This is a genomic window from Vibrio sp. MM46 (genome assembly GCF_027587135.1).
Lineage (GTDB): Bacteria > Pseudomonadota > Gammaproteobacteria > Enterobacterales > Vibrionaceae > Vibrio > Vibrio harveyi.
Window position 1 is genome coordinate 47,728 of sequence record NZ_JAPPTO010000011.1, and the last position, 15,782, is coordinate 63,509.

Genomic DNA, 15,782 nt, shown 5'->3' on the forward strand with positions numbered 1-15,782 from the left:
AGAACGAAAAATCGCTGCTCTCGCCTATTGTTAAGTCAGCCTCCCCAATGCTGATGGATATTCTGGATGTTTGATTTTTGTTTGGAGTTCAACTCGCTTGCCTTGCATCAAGCGTAAAAAACGCACCTTCCACATACTTGTAAACCAAATCATTCATTTCTTGGGATACACACATGTTGAAGAAGTTTGCTTTTCAGATCATTTCAATCCAGATCTTTCTGTTCGTCTTTTGGTTCAAAAATGGCTTTATCGATAAAGTGATGGGTGTGCTACTTGGCATCATCACGCCTGATACCGCCTATGCAGGTGATACTTGGGCTGGCTGGAAAGGTTATATCGTTGGAACGTGGGATAAGAGCCAAGTCGGTCATGCACTGCTGAGCCCAACGTTTGACTTTATGTTCCCGATTCTCATTGCTTTGCAGTGCTTACCGTTTTTATTGGTGATTCGCTCGGTGCTGGCAGGCGAGTTTATGGCTGGTAAAGAACGTCCGTGGCTACTCTATGCGGCTTTTGCATCTCTGTTCGTAACGGGTTGTATGGCTTTCACCCAAACCATTACGGGAGCAAGTGATGGGCAATATCTATGGCAATTTATTGGCTTTAGCATGGTTGCCATCATGTATCTGCGTAACGAGCAAGGTAAATAGCATTACGTCAAAAGCCCCAATCAAATGGGGCTTTTTCATGGTGTTTAGTCGGTGTTAAGCGTTGATGTTCTTCATACAATGTTCACATAGCACAGGCTTTTGCTCTGCAGACTTGAGGCGAAAACGCTGCCAGAAAGTAGGCTCAGCTTTAGTCACAAAAATACCGCCCAATAATGGCAGCAGTAGAGCGACAGAAACCAACGACAAACTGTTACCCGCAATCCATGTTGAAAGGCTAAGCGCAATCAACGGGAAAAACAGAAAACAGATAGAGGCGGTAAACGGCGTCGACACTTGTCCAAGCTTAAAGTACGCCACAATGCCACCAACGCTGGCAAACATACCGAGATAAATCACAGCGGTAATCGAATCCATCGAGAACTGAGAAAGATCCGGCTGTTCGACAATCAGTGAGGTAATAAAGAGCAACGCAGAGGCAATAAAGCTTGGAAAGGCGTTGTAAGTCAGCACTGGTATACCTTTACAGAACTTTTCAACAAACACGTACATCACCGAATGAATCGCGACCGCCCCACCTAAAGCGAGAAACCCCAGCAGGTAATCCTCTCCACCCAAACTCATCTCTTTCGCTAGAATCAAAACTAAGCTCAACACCGCGACTAAAAGACCAGCAATTTGAGATTTACGTAACCTAAGCCCAAGGAACAAGCTCGATGTCACCATCACCGCAATCGGCATGTTGGCGAAGATGATCGAAGCAAGACCCGATGAAATGTATTGTTCACCAAAAATCATCAAGGTAAACGGAATCGCGAAATAGAAAATCGCAACGACGAACATCCAGAACACTTTGCCTTTCGGGAAGAACAGAGGTTGTTTAAGGTGCTTCGCCAACATGATTAATAGCGGCGCGGCAATCAGAAATCGCAGTCCGGTCGCAAAGATAGGCGGAATAGTTTGCACTGCCACTTCCATCGCAAACCAAGTGGTGCCCCAAATCAAGCATACAGACACAAACAAGATAATTGGTAGATGCTTATGCGTCATGGCGACCTCCCGCTTGTCGGTTAATAACAAGGTTTGGTAGGCACGCAGCAAGGTGCTCAGTACGAGCAATTAGATTGGTTTTCATTTTTCATTCCCATCACAGGATGGTGCAAATAGAGAGCTATTTACACGCGTAACAAATTCGCACGGCATTACGTGCAGTAAAATTGTTGGCAGCGAAATGCTGCGAGATAGGAATTAAGCTATCGGAGGACGATAGTGAGAGTGCATGTCTGCACTGGTATAGAGCGCGATTTTGCTTATCGCCAGTTCATCTCTGTAAGGTGCTTCATAAGATCTTGGCTGAGTTTCAACAACAGCCGTCCCCGATGCGTGACCATGAGAACAACACTGCTTTTCAAAGCATGTTCCGCCCGGTTCACAGCAACCTGACTCGTTCTTTTCTACCGAGCCAAAGGTCAAATCACAGTAGCTAATATGCAGAGAATCAGCCATCGCCATGTGATTCGCCGTTGATGGTATTTCTGCACGAGCGATACCGCTTGAAAGCGCAAAAGCAATCAAGACACTCAGCAGAAAGTAAATTGTCGATGTGCTTTTCGCTAGCATCACAATATCTCATCAAACAGGCAGAAAAAAGAAAAGGTTAGTGTGAAGATACTCATCAATAGAGCAAGAAACAAGATGGCTTGAGATGACTTTACACTTTTTTACCCCCCAAGCCATTTGGATGTAATTTCCCTTCACGCAAAAATAAAGCCTCGCACTGAGCGAGGCTTAACATCATTCGTCTTTTTCGGCGGTTTGATTATCTATATACGGCCAATAATGGTGACCAACTCGAATAACCAAGGTTGCCGCAGCCAGAATAAACGCAGCTAAAGAGAGCCATACTATCATCACGGAATCGAGCTCTTTCATACCAAGCGTGATGTAGCGAGCAATGGCCATCATGGCAATATAAATTGGGTAACGAACTGGTATCTTACCATTCATCACAAACTGCCCGACCATGGCGAGCACTTCCAAATAGATAAACATCAATAAGATGTCATCGAGCGATACACGCTTTTGTACATAAATGTGAATAAACTCTTCCACCATCGCCCACACAGTTGCCAAAGTAATGGCGACCAGAAGCACGGCTTCAAGCACATGAAAGATTTTCAGAAATGGACGACTGAATGATTTAGGTAAATGCGACGGCATAGCCAACTATCCAAACAAATCAAAGGAATAAGTTTGCAGTGTAGCACGCTCTTTTCAAGAAGCTGAAGAGCGCCCTCTCTCAGCGAGAAAAAACACACATAATAAAAACGCTCCAACCAAGTGGAGCGTTTTTCGATGATGATTTTACTCAGCGGATGGCGTTACGCCACTTGCTGCTTTTTTTCTGCTAAACGCTTTTTCTTGCGGTATTTCGGGTGTGTAATCGGAATCGCGGACAAGAGTTTCTTGGTGTAATCATTTTGAGGATTTGCGTAGATTTCCTTCGCGTTACCTGCTTCCACTACTTTACCAAAATACATCACCGCCACTTTATCAGACACATGTTTCACCACAGACAAATCATGAGAGATAAAGATGATTGCAAGGTTCATTTCTTGCTGAAGTTGCAGTAACAAGTTCAAGATCTGCGCCTGAACAGACACATCCAATGCAGAGACCGACTCATCACAGATGAGCAATTTAGGTTTTAGCGCAATGGCACGAGCAATACCGATACGCTGACGTTGACCGCCAGAAAATTCGTGTGGATAACGGTTTACAGCGGTTTCAGGTAAACCGACTTTTACAAGCAACTCCTTCACCCACTGTTTTCGCTCTGCAGATGTACCAATCTTATGAATCACATACGGCTCTTCGAGAATCATACCAATCGTATGACGTTGATTGAGTGACTCCATTGGGTCCTGAAAGACAATCTGCATGTCCTTACGTAACGAACGCATTTCTTTGACGGAAAACTTGGTAATGTCTTTACCTTCAAAGAAAATCTTACCTTCTGTCGGTTCGTACAGCTTTAGGATCGTACGACCTAGTGTGCTTTTTCCACAACCAGACTCACCGACGAGCCCTAGGGTCTCGCCCTGACCTACTGATAACGACACACCATCAACAGCTTTAATGGTATATCCCTTCTTAAACAGTCCTTTACCAGATACAAAGTGCTGCTTAAGATTTTCAATTCTTAATACTTCTTTTGCCATAACATCCTCTTTTATGACTTGTTCACTTTGCACCAGTTAGCTAGCAAACATACTGGCATCAATCGGTTTAATGTCGATCATCTGCTTAGGTTCATTATCTAAACTTGGCATCAAGCCCATCAATCGCTCTGTGTAAGGGTGTTGCGGGTTGTCAAACAGTTCGAAAATTTCAGCTTTTTCGACAATACGACCGCCATACATGACTGCCACGTCATCGCACACTTCCGCAACAACACCAAGGTCATGAGTAATGAAGATCATCGCCATACCCGTTTCTTCTTGAAGTTCATTCATTAGTTCAAGAATAGACGCCTGTACCGTTACATCCAATGCCGTAGTTGGCTCATCACAGATAAGAATGTCTGGTTTACACGCCAACGCCATCGCAATCATCACACGCTGACGCATACCACCCGATAGATTATGCGGGTACTCATTCAAGCGTTTTTCCGGCATCGGAATTTTCACTTTCGCCAACATTTCTATCGCGTAAGCTTCACGCTCTTTCTTACCAAGTTCAGGTCGATGCAGCTCTAGCACTTCACAAAGCTGACGACCGATTGAATGAACTGGATTCAACGCTGTCATTGGATCTTGAAAGATGATTGAGATGCGGTCACCACGCATGGCATACATCTCTTCTGCTGGTAAGGTAACTAAATTAGTACCACGGTAATCAATCTCACCATTGACGATATTGCCATAAGGTTTTGGCAACAGTCCCATGATAGACATGGAGGTAACGCTCTTACCACTACCGGATTCACCTACTAGGCCCAGCGTACGACCAGCGCGAACATCAAAATTCACACCATGCAGCACTTTTACCGGACCATCATCAGTAGTGAACTCAACCTCAAGGTCTTTAACACTCAGGATTACATCGTTTTCCATAACACATCCTTACAGCTTATACGTGTCATCAACGACAACAACAGGTTCAAAGGTTTTACCCGACTTCATCGCTTTCTGGGTTTCTTTCTTCACGTCTTTGTCGATCCAATACGTGCCATCACCAATAATTCCGCCACTAAACAACGCTTCTGTCATTCGATTCATTGGTTTCTCTGGCAATTTCAACCAACGCCAGTGTCCATAACGAACGTAAGGAACCATGTAGCCAGAAACAATCACGTGCGCATCAATAATGTCTCGCTGAATCTCATGACCTAGTTGGATCTTCTTGTCCATGTCCATGTTAAAGCGATACGCAATGATCTTTTCATCTAACTCTGGCGTGCTGTAGTTAGTGAATGAGTTCGTTTGCGGTTTGTTGGCGTTCACGGAATGGAAGTATTCCCAGTAAGTTGGGATTTCCGAAGTACCCATATCAAAGAAAGCAAGTTCGTGTTTTTTCTCACGTACATACTTAAACATCGATGAACCATCAATCAGCTTCAGCTCAATGTCCAACCCTGCCAATTTTGCCTGTTCACGTAAGAAAGCAATACGCGGTGTATGAACTGGAGAGGAGTACGTCAATTCAAAGCTCAAACGCTGACCTTTATCATTCACGCGAATACCATCGGAACCAATCTTATCGAAGCCTGCAGCTTCAAACGCTGCCGCCGCTTTTTCTGGTTCAAACTTGGGCGCTTTCACACCTGGTAAAGTGTACTTACCATGCCCAAAGCCTGTTGGGTTGGGTTTACGGCTGTAGTCTCCGCGCATAACATTCTCAATCATGCCGTCGAAATCTGTCGCGTAAGTGATCCCTTTGCGAATGTTTAAATCATCAAGTAGAGGCATAGCAGTGTTTATCCACACGCCACCTGCACCAACGGGATATTGGTTGTAACCCCAGAACTTCTCAATGTAACCCTTTTGGTAAGGGGCAGTATTGGATTTATCATGCCATAGACTTGGCAAAACCAACGCAAATGCGTCCAACTTACCTTTTTCAAAGTGCTTCATCGCAATATCACTATCGCGGATAACCGTGATACGAATTTTGTCGACGTTATAGCGATTCTCGTAGTACTTGTTGGTGTAACCCCACCAGTCCTCTCCTACATGCTTAAAGGTAACGCTTTTACCTTTTTTGATATCCGCTAAGTAATAAGCACTGGTCGTTGGTTCACTTTTAAAGTTGTAGTAGCGCACAAAATCATCATGAATGCCGTCACCGTTCGCGTCTTTCTTCGGATTCGCATAGAAATGAGCAGGACGAGGACGTAGCGCCCCCATTCTCAACAACAACTCTTCTGGGTTGAGCTCTTTCGCAGCCTTCACGGCGAAGGTGTGATCGTCAAATTTGATAACATCAGCTACCGTTTTGTTGTAATAGTCGTTGTACCAAGGCTCTAAAATGTCTTTCGAGCGGTAAAACTTAAGCATAAAAACAAAATCGTCTGCCGTGACTGGCTTGCCATCCGACCATTTAGCTTGTGGGTTCAGTTTGAAATAAACCGTTTTATTGTCACCCGCTAATGCCCACTCATTGGCTAGCTCTGGGATGAATTCAAGCGTATCTGGGTGGCGAACCACCAACCCTGGCGTTTCATCCAAGATGAAAGAGCGTAAGCCAGAGTTAGCATCAGGGCCAACACTGCGTAGAGTCTGGGGAAAGCTCGACATATAAGTGCGATAAGTCCCACCACGCTTTGCTTCAGGAGAGCCATATTGCGGCTCATCCCAGTTCGTTTGCCAGTTTAAGTCAGTCGGAAGCGTCGCTGACATCGCACCAAAACTTAGGGCGCTTAGCGTGGACGCTAAAATTATTTTTTTCATAAAACTTCCCTTTTTTATGTTTTGCTCACAATGCATGCTTAAACATAGCGTGTGAATTTTTTCGGGTCGAATGCTGCTCGAATCGCTTCACCGATAAAGGTCACCATAACCAGTACCAGAACAATCGAGCTCACTACTGATGCAACGATCCATGGCGAGTCTAGGTTCGACTTACCTTGTTGCAACAACTCACCCCAACTTGGCGTTGGAGGCATCAAACCAAGACCTAGGTAATCCAGTGCCGTCAGTGCCGTGATGTTTGCAGCGATAGTAAATGGTGCAAGAGTCACAATCATAACCATGGTATTTGGCAAGATGTGGTTGAATAGAATACGTCCAGTGGATGCACCAAGTGCGCGCGCAGCCATCACGTATTCACGAGCTGATTCTTTATAAGTCATGGTACGCATGTACCACGTCATCCCCATCCATCCAAAGAGTACGTTGATGGCAACGAATAAGGTGAATGTGGGCTGAACTATCGAAACTAAAATCATGATGACGTACAAAAACGGCACCATAGACCACACTTCGATCAAACGTTGAACAAACAGGTCAAACTTACCGCCCCAAAAGCCCATCGCACAGCCAACAGCAGTACCAATCGCATACGAGATTGCCATTGTCAGCAAGGCAAACCCCATCGCCGTTCGAAAGCCGTAAACCAAGCGAGCTAAGATGTCTCGGCCAATCACGTCCGTACCAAGGTAGTGTTTACTCTCAGCATCTGGAGCCGTTGGCGGGAAGTCACCGCTAAAATCTTGCTCGTACGGGTTCCACGGTACAATCGGCAGAATAACGAAGTTATCACCATCTTCCGCTTCGAAGACTTTTTGCAGCTCGCGGTAATCCGCTTCACTGGAAGACGCTTGACCAAACTCGCTGCCTAAACGCACATCACTCACCACAGGGAAGTAAAAGCTACCGTCGTATTTGACGACAAGCGCTTTACTGTTGATCAACAACTCAGCAAATAGAGAAAGGATCAACATGGTCGATAAGATCACAAATGACCAGTAACCACGTTTGATTTCTTTAAAGTGGCGGATTTTCTTTTGAGTTAACGGGCTAACTTTAATCATATTACGCTCCAAACTTCACACGTGGGTCGACTAAAGCAACACAGATATCTGAAATGATATTACCGATCAGCAGTAATACCGCGTTGATAGCTACGATGCCCATTACTACAGGATAATCGCGCTCCATGATGGACTCATAACCAAGCAGACCGATGCCATCAATGTTGAAAATTACTTCAATAAGGAATGCACCTGTCATAAAGAACAACAGAGAGTTACCGAAGTGAGAGGCGATAGGAATTAAGCTATTGCGTAGTGCGTGCTTACGTACCGCTTTCTTAAATGGCAAACCTTTCGCAATGGCAGTACGAATGTAATCAGATGATAGGTTTTCCATTAGGTTGTTCTTCATCGTCATCGTCAACGTTGCAAAATCACCGATGAGATAACAGATCAAAGGCAGCACCGCGTGCCACATAATGTCTTTCGCTCGCTCAAAAAAGGTCTCATAGTCATCAAAATCATCACCAACGAAGCCTCCCATCGGGAACCACTCTAGGTGATAACTGAACAAGGTAATAAGGAGGACACCTACCACATACCCAGGCAAGGCGTAACCAACGAAAATAAGAATAGAAGACGCGGAGTCAAACACGGAACCGTGCTTCAACGCTTTATAGTAACCAAGTGGGATAGAGATAAAGTAACTGATAAAGAAGGTCATCCCACCATAGAATAAGGAGACAGGTAGACGCTCCGCAATCATGTCTGATACTGGCTCGTAGTAACGTGTTGACTCACCTAGGTCCAGCGTCACTAAGCGGCTCAGCCATTCAACGTACGCTTCCATAACTGGCTTATCTAAACCATAGAAAGCATTAAGCTCCGCGATTTGGTCATCGGAAAGAGCGGTGTTACCACCCGCAGAAGTCATTGATGCGGCACCATCGCCTTGCGCTTGCATTTGAGACAGCATGCGCTCAACCGGACCACCAGGTACGAATCGCGTGATAGCAAAGATAAGAATGGTAATTCCGAGAAACGTTGGAATCACCAACGCCAATCGACGTAAAAAGTACGACAGCATATACAACTTGCTCCTTGTCTACTGTCCATTATTAGGCGGGGTTGGAGAGGAAAGATCCGGCCCAAAATGGTGCATTTCTATCCCGTAGTAACTAAAGCTGTTGAAACACACTCCCTGAGTTTCAAAAGTCAGTTTTTTCCACTACTGCAATAATTTCAGCGTCATATTTATCTTGAATCCGAGCAAGCTTCAAGTGTTTGAATCCAAAACATGACAAACTTCTTCCGATGTCGAAAAACAGAAATGTTTTTGTAAATAATTATAAAAAACCACAAAAACAATTCATACAGAATATCAATCTAGGCACTTTAGAGCCAAAAGCCTATATAAACATGCAGATATCCAGAATAAATAGACAAAACCACCTAAGCGATATTTGACCCAAAAATACGAGTGAGCCCTTTGATAACGGTGGGTATCATATTCTGATACCATCCAGTGCGAGCGAGTTAACATACCTACCATTCCGTAAAAAGCATAGAACAGAATTATTCTCTAGATATACATCCATTTTCAGTGCTAATCGCCCACTTAAAATCCATAGGCGATATAAGTCATTAGTGTTTACAAGAAACACAAAATACGGTGTTTTATTAAGATTTGATCTCGATTTATAAACGTCATGCAGTAAATTATTCTGTGATTTAGGTCACTTTTGGTTTTTTACATCTTTTTTACATTTCTTTATCTCTGTTTACCACTGGTTTGACTTCCTTTTTTCATCTCAGGTATACATGTTCCGAACGTTAACGAAATATTAACGTCACAATTGGTCGTTATATGGCCAGACATAGGAAATAATAATAATCGGAGCAACAAGGATGTATAAAAACACAACCGCTTTATCTGTTGCGATCAGCCTTGCACTGGGAACCGCAGCAGTGGCACCTCTAGCAGCACAGGCAGAAGAGCAGCAAGTTGAACAACTTCAGAAGATGAAGGTAACAGGTTCACGTATCTCCACTACGGACATGGAAGGTCCAAACCCAGTAGACGTATATACAGCAGATGACATCGCTAAGATGGGTGCTGTAAGCGTAGATGATGTTCTACGTGGACTAACACAGAATGGTGCAGGCAGCTACGGCAGCTCATTTACTAACAGTTTTGCTGCAGGTACTTCTGGTGTTTCTCTTCGTGGTCTTGGTGCGAGCCGTACTCTAGTTCTACTTAACGGTCGCCGTGTAGCAAACTACGCGTTTGCACAAAACCTAAACGACACTTTCGTTGACCTAAACTCAATCCCACTTTCAGCTGTTGAGCGTATCGACGTTCTTAAAGATGGCGCATCAGCAATCTACGGTTCAGATGCTATCGGTGGTGTAGTAAACGTAATCCTTAAGCGTGACTACGAAGGCTTTGATGTTCGCCTAAACGGTGGTCAAACATCTTACAGCGATGGTGAAGACCTAGATGTTACGCTAACTGGCGGTAAAACATTCAATGACGCAACAAACATCATGGCGTCTCTAAACGTTGTCCAAAAAGGCAACATCATGATGAAAGATCGTCCAAACACGAAAACTGCTGACCACTCTTCTCAAGGTGGTTATGACTGGCGTAGCTCTGCAGGTACACCAGGTCGTGTTTACAAAGAAGATGGTACATGGGAATCACTATGTACTGGTGGTAGCGCAGAATGTAACTACAACTACAACGAAGAAATTGCAATGATCCCAGAAAGTGATCGTTACAACTTCCTAACTAGCCTTAACCACCAACTAAACGAAGATACCAACCTGTTTGCGGAGCTAAGTTTAAACCGAGTTGAGTCAACAACTATCTCGGCACCGACGCCAGACTTCCAAAACGTGACTATCTCGAAAGACAACCCGAACAACACGTACGGTGAAGACGTCACTATGCGTCACCGTATTCTTGAAGCTGGTAACCGTATCAACGAAATCACAACAGATTCTATCCGCGTTGTGGCAGGTGCAGAAGGTTACGCAAACTGGTTTGATACTGACGTAGACTGGACAGCTGATGCTGGTTACCACTACACAGAAACCGAAAACGTAGGTAAGAATTACCTAACAATCGCAGGCTACCAAGCGGCGATCGACAGCGGTGCTTACAACCCATTCGTTACGAACAACCCATCATCATCACTAGACGGTGCTCGCGTTGAAACAAAACGTAAGGGTGAATCTAAACTTGGCTTCATCAACGCTGGTGCTTCTTTCCCAGTATTCGAGCTATCAGGCGGTGACGCATACGTTGCTGTTGGTGGTGAATTCCGTTACGAAGCAGGTTCTGATACGCCAGATGCAAGTGTTGAAGCAAACCAAATCGTTGGTAGTGGTGGCACAAGCTCTGATGGTGACCGTACTGTATTTGCAGGTTACGTAGAACTTGTTGCACCGGTTATCGAAGAAGTGGAAGTACAACTTGCTGGTCGTGCAGAGCACTACAGCGACTTTGGTTCAGCATTCAGCCCGAAAGTGGCAGTTCGCTACCAACCAATGGATGAAGTGCTATTCCGTGCATCATACAGCCACGGCTTCAAAGCACCGACTCTACCAGAAGTTAACGCGGGTGCATCTACAAGCTACCAAACACTTTACGACCCGCAAACTGACACTCGTGGTCAATACCGCGTTGTTAGCCAAGGTAACAAAGACCTAGATGCGGAAACAGCACAGTCATTCAACATCGGTACTGTAATCGAGCCGCTTGAAGACCTATCTGTAAAAGTTGATTACTTCTACATTGTGAACGATGACAAGATCGACACACTAGGTGCACAGAAGCTTATCGACGAAAACAGCCCTAATGTTGTTCGTAAAGCGAACGGTGATATCGACTACATCCTAGATGAGTACGTGAACGTTGCTAAGCAACAAGTAAGCGGTATCGATAGTGAAGTGAAGTACGACCTATCAACTGATAGCTACGGTGACTTCCTAGTGAAACTAGCTGGTACTTACAACATTGAGTACAAGCAAAGTGACTCAGACGGCAACCTAGAAGATTACATTGGTACTTACTTCGGTGGTCCTCGCTTCAAAGGTAAAGCAACGCTTGGTTACGGCTACGAAGACTTCGCATTCACAAACATCGTGAACTACACGCACTCTTACGACACTCGTTACGAGACTGCAGAGCACTCTGAAGTTGACGCTCTAACAACTTGGGATACACAGCTTGCGTACACAGGTATCGAAAATGCAACGATTGCTGTTGGTATCCGTAACGTAACTGACGAATTGGCGCCATTCTACAATGAAGCAGAAGGCTACCACTTCGCATTCCACGACAACACAGGCCGTTTCTACTACCTACAACTTGAATACGGCTTCTAAAAACCTTTTTGGCGCGGGGCTTTCCCGCGCCCTTATCGACTGACTTTATACACTGACAAGGATGCTACTATGACGTTAAAGAGATTTGGCGTGAGTGCTATTACCGCTGCACTGCTGTCTGTAAGTGCTGGTTCTATAGCGGCAGATTCAGGTTCGGTAATTTCTACTCAAGCAAAAACCAACACCTCTGCACAAGTTTCTCAACAAAAAATCGACGGATATGCTGAAAGCGCGGAAAGCATGCTAGCTGAATACAAAGGCTTGCTTCGCCAAATCGACAGCATGAAAGTCTACAACGAGCAAATCAATCGTATGGTTCAATCGCAACAAGGCGAGTTGGATTCATTAAACAACCAGATTGCTCAAATCGACCAAACAGCGACAGAAGTTGTACCTCTAACGCTTAAAATGATCGATGCCCTAGATGAGTTCGTTACTCTTGATCTTCCATTTCAAAAAGAAGAGCGCACCAAACGTGTTACTGAGCTGCGTGACCTAATGGATCGTGCAGACGTAACGACTTCAGAAAAATTCCGTAAAGTGATGGAAGCGTATCAAATCGAAGAAGGCTTCTCTCGCTCCATTGAATCTTACAAAGCTAGCCTAGAGCGCAACGGTGAAACCGTGACTTACGACTTCCTACGTATTGGTCGTACTGCGCTTCTATTCCAATCTCCGGATGGCGGTGAAACAGGCATGTGGAATCAACAAACCCGTCAATGGGAATCACTACCTGAAAACTACCGTATCGCTGTACAGCAAGGCCTTCGTATCGCTAAGAAACAAGCGCCACCAGCGCTGATCAAACTGCCTGTATTTGCTGGGGAGGAATAAGAAATGAAAGGATTCAAAACTCTAGCCGCTGGTTTGCTAGCGAGCTTATTCATGATTTCTGGTGCGCAAGCTGAAGCACCTAAAAACCTATCTGAGCTACTGAAAAACGTAAAATCAGAAAGTATTGTTGAATCAAAAGAGAACAAAGCTCGTGAGGCTGAGTTCAAAAACAACCGCGACAAGCAAGCTGTATTGCTACAACAAGCTCGTGACGAGCTAGCTGCCCAACAAGCACTTGGTGATGAGCTAAAAGCAACATTTGATGAAAACGACAAGCAGCTAACTGAGCTAACTGAAACACTTCGCGTTCGTTCAGGTACTTTAGGTGAGATGTTTGGTGTGGTTCGCCAATATGCGGGTGAATTTAAAGGTCTATTTGCAGCTTCGCAAAACGCCGTTCTTTTCCCTGAGCGTGACGTACTACTTTCTAAACTAGCGGAAAGTAAAGAACTGCCATCTACGCAAGAACTTGAAGCGTTTTGGCACACAATCCTACAACAAGTAGTCGCATCAGGTGATACAACAACAGCTCAAGCGACCGTTGTATACGGCGAAGGTAAAGAAGCGGTACGTGACGTAACCCTAGTGGGTGAGTTTAACGCAATCGCAGATGGCAAATACGTAACTTACGTACCTCAAACTGGTAAGTTCGAAGAGCTATCACGTCAACCGAGCAAGAACATCACTCGCCTAGTTGGCGGTTTTGAAGCAGCAGAAGGCACATACGAACCACTATTTATCGACCCATCTCGTGGTGTGATTCTATCTCTACTAGTACAAAGCCCTACCGTTCAGGAGCGTATTGACCAAGGTGGTATCGTTGGTTACGTAATCCTAGCTATGGGTGCAATTGGTGCACTGATCGCACTCGTTTGTTACCTACGCCTACTCGTTATCGGTGGCAAAATGCGTAAGCAAGCGAAATCAGACACTGTTATTCCTGGCAACCCTCTGGGTGAAGTTATCCAAGCTTACCAAGAACACAAAGGTGACAACCTTGAAGATCTTGAAGCGAAACTGGACGAAATCATCCTACGTAACGCACCGAGCATTGAACGCTTTATCAGCTCAATCAAACTGTTCGCTTCTGTAGCACCACTTCTAGGTCTACTGGGTACGGTTATGGGTATGATCGGTACGTTCCAAGCAATCACACTATTTGGTACAGGTGATCCTAAGCTAATGGCTGGCGGTATCTCAGAAGCACTTGTTACTACGATGCTTGGTCTGGTTGTCGCAATTCCTCTACTGTTCCTGTACACCATCGTACACAGTAAAGGTCGTCGTTTGGTTCAAACTCTTGAAGAACAGAGTGCAGGCTTCATCGCTCGCTATCAGGAAAAACTGCATAAAGCCGAAAGCTAAGGAGGCGTTATGTGGTGGTTAGTTGGAGAACTTGAATCAATCAGACGCTTCTTGGGAATGGGTGGTGATGTACTCGTCGCCATCTTTATCCTCAGCTTCATGTTGTGGGCAGTATTGCTAGAACGTTGGTTTTACTTCGCTGCCGTCGCTCCAAAAGCAATGAAAAAAGCCGTTGGCTTTTGGGAAGAGCGCTCAGAACATAAAAGCTGGAACGCTAAGATGATCCGACAAGAAATCGTTTCTCGTCAGGATATTGAGAATAAAAAGGGACTACCAATCGTTAAAGTACTGATTGCGCTTTGTCCCCTACTTGGTCTACTCGGCACCGTTGTCGGCATGATTCAAGTATTCGATATCTTAGCGGTTACAGGTACAGGAAGCCCTCGAGCAATGGCCTCGGGGATCTCAAAGGCAACAATCCCAACATTAGCGGGAATGGTGGCTTCACTATCAGGACTGTTCTTTAGTACTCGTCTTGATCATTTAGCCAAAGTCACCACGCAGAAGCTTGAAGACAAGCTAAAGCACATTGCCTGAGTAAACGGAATTAGAGGTATAGGTCATGAAGAGACGCTATAGCAATGACAGCAGTGATGAAGCTGCTATCGATATGACACCGATGCTCGACATCGTCTTCATCATGTTGATCTTCTTTATCGTAACAACATCGTTCGTTAAAGAAGCCGGTCTAGAAGTAAATCGCCCAACGGCTAGCTCAGCGCAAACCGTGAAGAAAGGCAACATCATGGTTGCCATTGGTGCCGCTGGTGACGTTTGGGTTGATAAACGTCGCATCGAAGTAGACGCCGTACGTGCAAACATCGAACGTCTACGTGCAGAAAGCCCAGATGGTGCAGTTGTTATCCAAGCGGATACTGAAGCTAACGCTGGTGTAGTCGTGAAGGTTATGGACCAGATTAAGATGGCAGGTGTAGAAAGCATCTCCATTGCCGCAACCAATAAGGATTAAGCCTATGCGGTATCTGGCCTCAATTGCACTGGCGCTCATTGTCTCCCTCGGATTGTTCTGGGGGATGGACAAGCTAGTAAACAAAGAGCGCCACGAGCTAGTGTCGAATGATGATCTACGTATGGTTGAATTCATTCGCATTAAACCGGACGAAAAAATACAGGAGAAAAAGCGCGAACTACCAAAACCACCACCGCCGAAGCGTCCGCCACCGCCACCTGAAATGAAGGTGACGTCAACGGTCAAACCGGTGATGGATCAAATCCCGATGGACATGCCGAAACTTGATCTACCAGTTAATGTTACGGGTGGCTCAGTACTTGGTCACTACTCTCAGGGCGGTGGTTCAGTTGCGGGATCGGGTGGTCCAGTACCATTGGCGACTTTCCAACCTCAAATGCCTCGTAAAGCGGCGAAGTCAGGTCTAGAGAAAGGCGTGGTATTGATTGAATTCACCGTTAACGCTCGCGGCGCGGTTGAAGACATCAAGGTAGTAAAAGAGACACCTCGTCGACTTGGTTTAGGTAAAGCAGCAAGAAAGACCGTATCGAAATGGACTTTCAAACCTAAGATGGTTGATGGACAACCGGTGGCCTCGCGCATGGCTCAAGAAATTGAGTTCACCACCAACTAGGGAGTC

The 15,782-nt window shown here is 45.2% G+C and carries 15 protein-coding genes; 7 read left to right on the forward strand and 8 right to left on the reverse strand.

Going from position 1 to position 15,782, the window contains the following annotated elements; all coding sequences use genetic code 11:
* Nucleotides 1-173: 173 nt before the first annotated feature.
* Entirely contained in the window at nucleotides 174-650 is a 477-nt protein-coding gene (locus OH459_RS13865) for a hypothetical protein (protein ID WP_269987219.1), read from the forward strand.
* A gap of 54 nt (nucleotides 651-704) precedes the next feature.
* Here the strand turns inward: OH459_RS13865 and OH459_RS13870 are convergent, their stop codons facing one another.
* The 8 genes from OH459_RS13870 to OH459_RS13905 all read right to left on the reverse strand — a co-directional run bounded on the left by OH459_RS13870 (nucleotide 705) and on the right by OH459_RS13905 (nucleotide 8,668).
* Nucleotides 705-1,658 carry a DMT family transporter gene (locus OH459_RS13870; protein WP_269987221.1) on the reverse strand — a complete coding sequence of 318 codons (954 nt, stop codon included), beginning with the start codon at nucleotides 1,656-1,658 and terminating at the stop codon, nucleotides 705-707.
* A gap of 198 nt (nucleotides 1,659-1,856) precedes the next feature.
* A complete protein-coding gene (locus tag OH459_RS13875) occupies nucleotides 1,857-2,228 on the reverse strand; it encodes a hypothetical protein (RefSeq protein ID WP_005449376.1) in 372 nt (123 codons plus the stop codon).
* Nucleotides 2,229-2,402: 174 nt separating this feature from the next.
* Entirely contained in the window at nucleotides 2,403-2,828 is a 426-nt protein-coding gene (locus tag OH459_RS13880) for a phosphate-starvation-inducible protein PsiE (RefSeq protein ID WP_005449378.1), read from the reverse strand.
* 161 nt (nucleotides 2,829-2,989) lie between these two features.
* Entirely contained in the window at nucleotides 2,990-3,829 is an 840-nt protein-coding gene (locus OH459_RS13885) for an ABC transporter ATP-binding protein (RefSeq protein ID WP_017817188.1), read from the reverse strand.
* A 36-nt stretch (nucleotides 3,830-3,865) separates the two neighbouring features.
* Complete coding sequence (locus OH459_RS13890) at nucleotides 3,866-4,723, reverse strand: ABC transporter ATP-binding protein (protein ID WP_005449382.1); 858 nt, start codon at nucleotides 4,721-4,723, stop codon at nucleotides 3,866-3,868.
* A gap of 9 nt (nucleotides 4,724-4,732) precedes the next feature.
* The gene (locus tag OH459_RS13895) at nucleotides 4,733-6,559 is read right to left on the reverse strand and encodes an extracellular solute-binding protein (protein WP_269987227.1); all 1,827 of its coding nucleotides are present in this window, start codon (nucleotides 6,557-6,559) and stop codon (nucleotides 4,733-4,735) included.
* Nucleotides 6,560-6,597: 38 nt separating this feature from the next.
* Nucleotides 6,598-7,641, reverse strand: coding sequence for an ABC transporter permease (locus OH459_RS13900; protein WP_017817186.1), 1,044 nt, complete (start codon nucleotides 7,639-7,641; stop codon nucleotides 6,598-6,600).
* Nucleotide 7,642: 1 nt separating this feature from the next.
* Complete coding sequence (locus OH459_RS13905; protein WP_005434432.1) at nucleotides 7,643-8,668, reverse strand: ABC transporter permease subunit; 1,026 nt, start codon at nucleotides 8,666-8,668, stop codon at nucleotides 7,643-7,645.
* A gap of 821 nt (nucleotides 8,669-9,489) precedes the next feature.
* On the opposite strand from OH459_RS13905, the gene OH459_RS13910 reads away from it, so the two are divergent.
* The 6 genes from OH459_RS13910 (at nucleotide 9,490) to OH459_RS13935 (ending at nucleotide 15,776) form a co-directional block, all read left to right on the forward strand.
* On the forward strand, nucleotides 9,490-11,973 hold the full coding sequence (locus tag OH459_RS13910) for a TonB-dependent receptor (RefSeq protein WP_005448453.1): 2,484 nt from the start codon (nucleotides 9,490-9,492) through the stop codon (nucleotides 11,971-11,973).
* Between the two features lie 69 nt (nucleotides 11,974-12,042).
* Nucleotides 12,043-12,807, forward strand: coding sequence for a DUF3450 domain-containing protein (locus tag OH459_RS13915; protein ID WP_005448454.1), 765 nt, complete (start codon nucleotides 12,043-12,045; stop codon nucleotides 12,805-12,807).
* 3 nt (nucleotides 12,808-12,810) lie between these two features.
* Entirely contained in the window at nucleotides 12,811-14,172 is a 1,362-nt protein-coding gene (locus OH459_RS13920; RefSeq protein ID WP_269987232.1) for a MotA/TolQ/ExbB proton channel family protein, read from the forward strand.
* Between the two features lie 9 nt (nucleotides 14,173-14,181).
* Nucleotides 14,182-14,709: a MotA/TolQ/ExbB proton channel family protein gene (locus OH459_RS13925; RefSeq protein WP_005448458.1), complete on the forward strand. Its 528-nt coding sequence runs from the start codon at nucleotides 14,182-14,184 to the stop codon at nucleotides 14,707-14,709.
* 25 nt (nucleotides 14,710-14,734) lie between these two features.
* The gene (locus OH459_RS13930) at nucleotides 14,735-15,142 is read left to right on the forward strand and encodes an ExbD/TolR family protein (RefSeq protein WP_005430119.1); all 408 of its coding nucleotides are present in this window, start codon (nucleotides 14,735-14,737) and stop codon (nucleotides 15,140-15,142) included.
* Nucleotides 15,143-15,146: 4 nt separating this feature from the next.
* Complete coding sequence (locus OH459_RS13935) at nucleotides 15,147-15,776, forward strand: energy transducer TonB (protein WP_005430078.1); 630 nt, start codon at nucleotides 15,147-15,149, stop codon at nucleotides 15,774-15,776.
* Nucleotides 15,777-15,782: the final 6 nt, after the last annotated feature.

Bases quoted from the DNA above. Each gene is read 5' to 3' on its own strand.
- OH459_RS13925 (WP_005448458.1), top strand. From the start codon at position 14,182: ATGTGGTGGTTAGTTGGAGAACTTGAATCAATCAGACGCTTCTTGGGA.
- OH459_RS13915 (WP_005448454.1), top strand. From the start codon at position 12,043: ATGACGTTAAAGAGATTTGGCGTGAGTGCTATTACCGCTGCACTGCTG.
- OH459_RS13930 (WP_005430119.1), top strand. From the start codon at position 14,735: ATGAAGAGACGCTATAGCAATGACAGCAGTGATGAAGCTGCTATCGAT.
- OH459_RS13890 (WP_005449382.1), bottom strand. From the start codon at position 4,723: ATGGAAAACGATGTAATCCTGAGTGTTAAAGACCTTGAGGTTGAGTTC.
- OH459_RS13920 (WP_269987232.1), top strand. From the start codon at position 12,811: ATGAAAGGATTCAAAACTCTAGCCGCTGGTTTGCTAGCGAGCTTATTC.
- OH459_RS13905 (WP_005434432.1), bottom strand. From the start codon at position 8,668: ATGCTGTCGTACTTTTTACGTCGATTGGCGTTGGTGATTCCAACGTTT.
- OH459_RS13900 (WP_017817186.1), bottom strand. From the start codon at position 7,641: ATGATTAAAGTTAGCCCGTTAACTCAAAAGAAAATCCGCCACTTTAAA.
- OH459_RS13895 (WP_269987227.1), bottom strand. From the start codon at position 6,559: ATGAAAAAAATAATTTTAGCGTCCACGCTAAGCGCCCTAAGTTTTGGT.
- OH459_RS13880 (WP_005449378.1), bottom strand. From the start codon at position 2,828: ATGCCGTCGCATTTACCTAAATCATTCAGTCGTCCATTTCTGAAAATC.
- OH459_RS13885 (WP_017817188.1), bottom strand. From the start codon at position 3,829: ATGGCAAAAGAAGTATTAAGAATTGAAAATCTTAAGCAGCACTTTGTA.
- OH459_RS13865 (WP_269987219.1), top strand. From the start codon at position 174: ATGTTGAAGAAGTTTGCTTTTCAGATCATTTCAATCCAGATCTTTCTG.
- OH459_RS13875 (WP_005449376.1), bottom strand. From the start codon at position 2,228: ATGCTAGCGAAAAGCACATCGACAATTTACTTTCTGCTGAGTGTCTTG.
- OH459_RS13935 (WP_005430078.1), top strand. From the start codon at position 15,147: ATGCGGTATCTGGCCTCAATTGCACTGGCGCTCATTGTCTCCCTCGGA.
- OH459_RS13910 (WP_005448453.1), top strand. From the start codon at position 9,490: ATGTATAAAAACACAACCGCTTTATCTGTTGCGATCAGCCTTGCACTG.
- OH459_RS13870 (WP_269987221.1), bottom strand. From the start codon at position 1,658: ATGACGCATAAGCATCTACCAATTATCTTGTTTGTGTCTGTATGCTTG.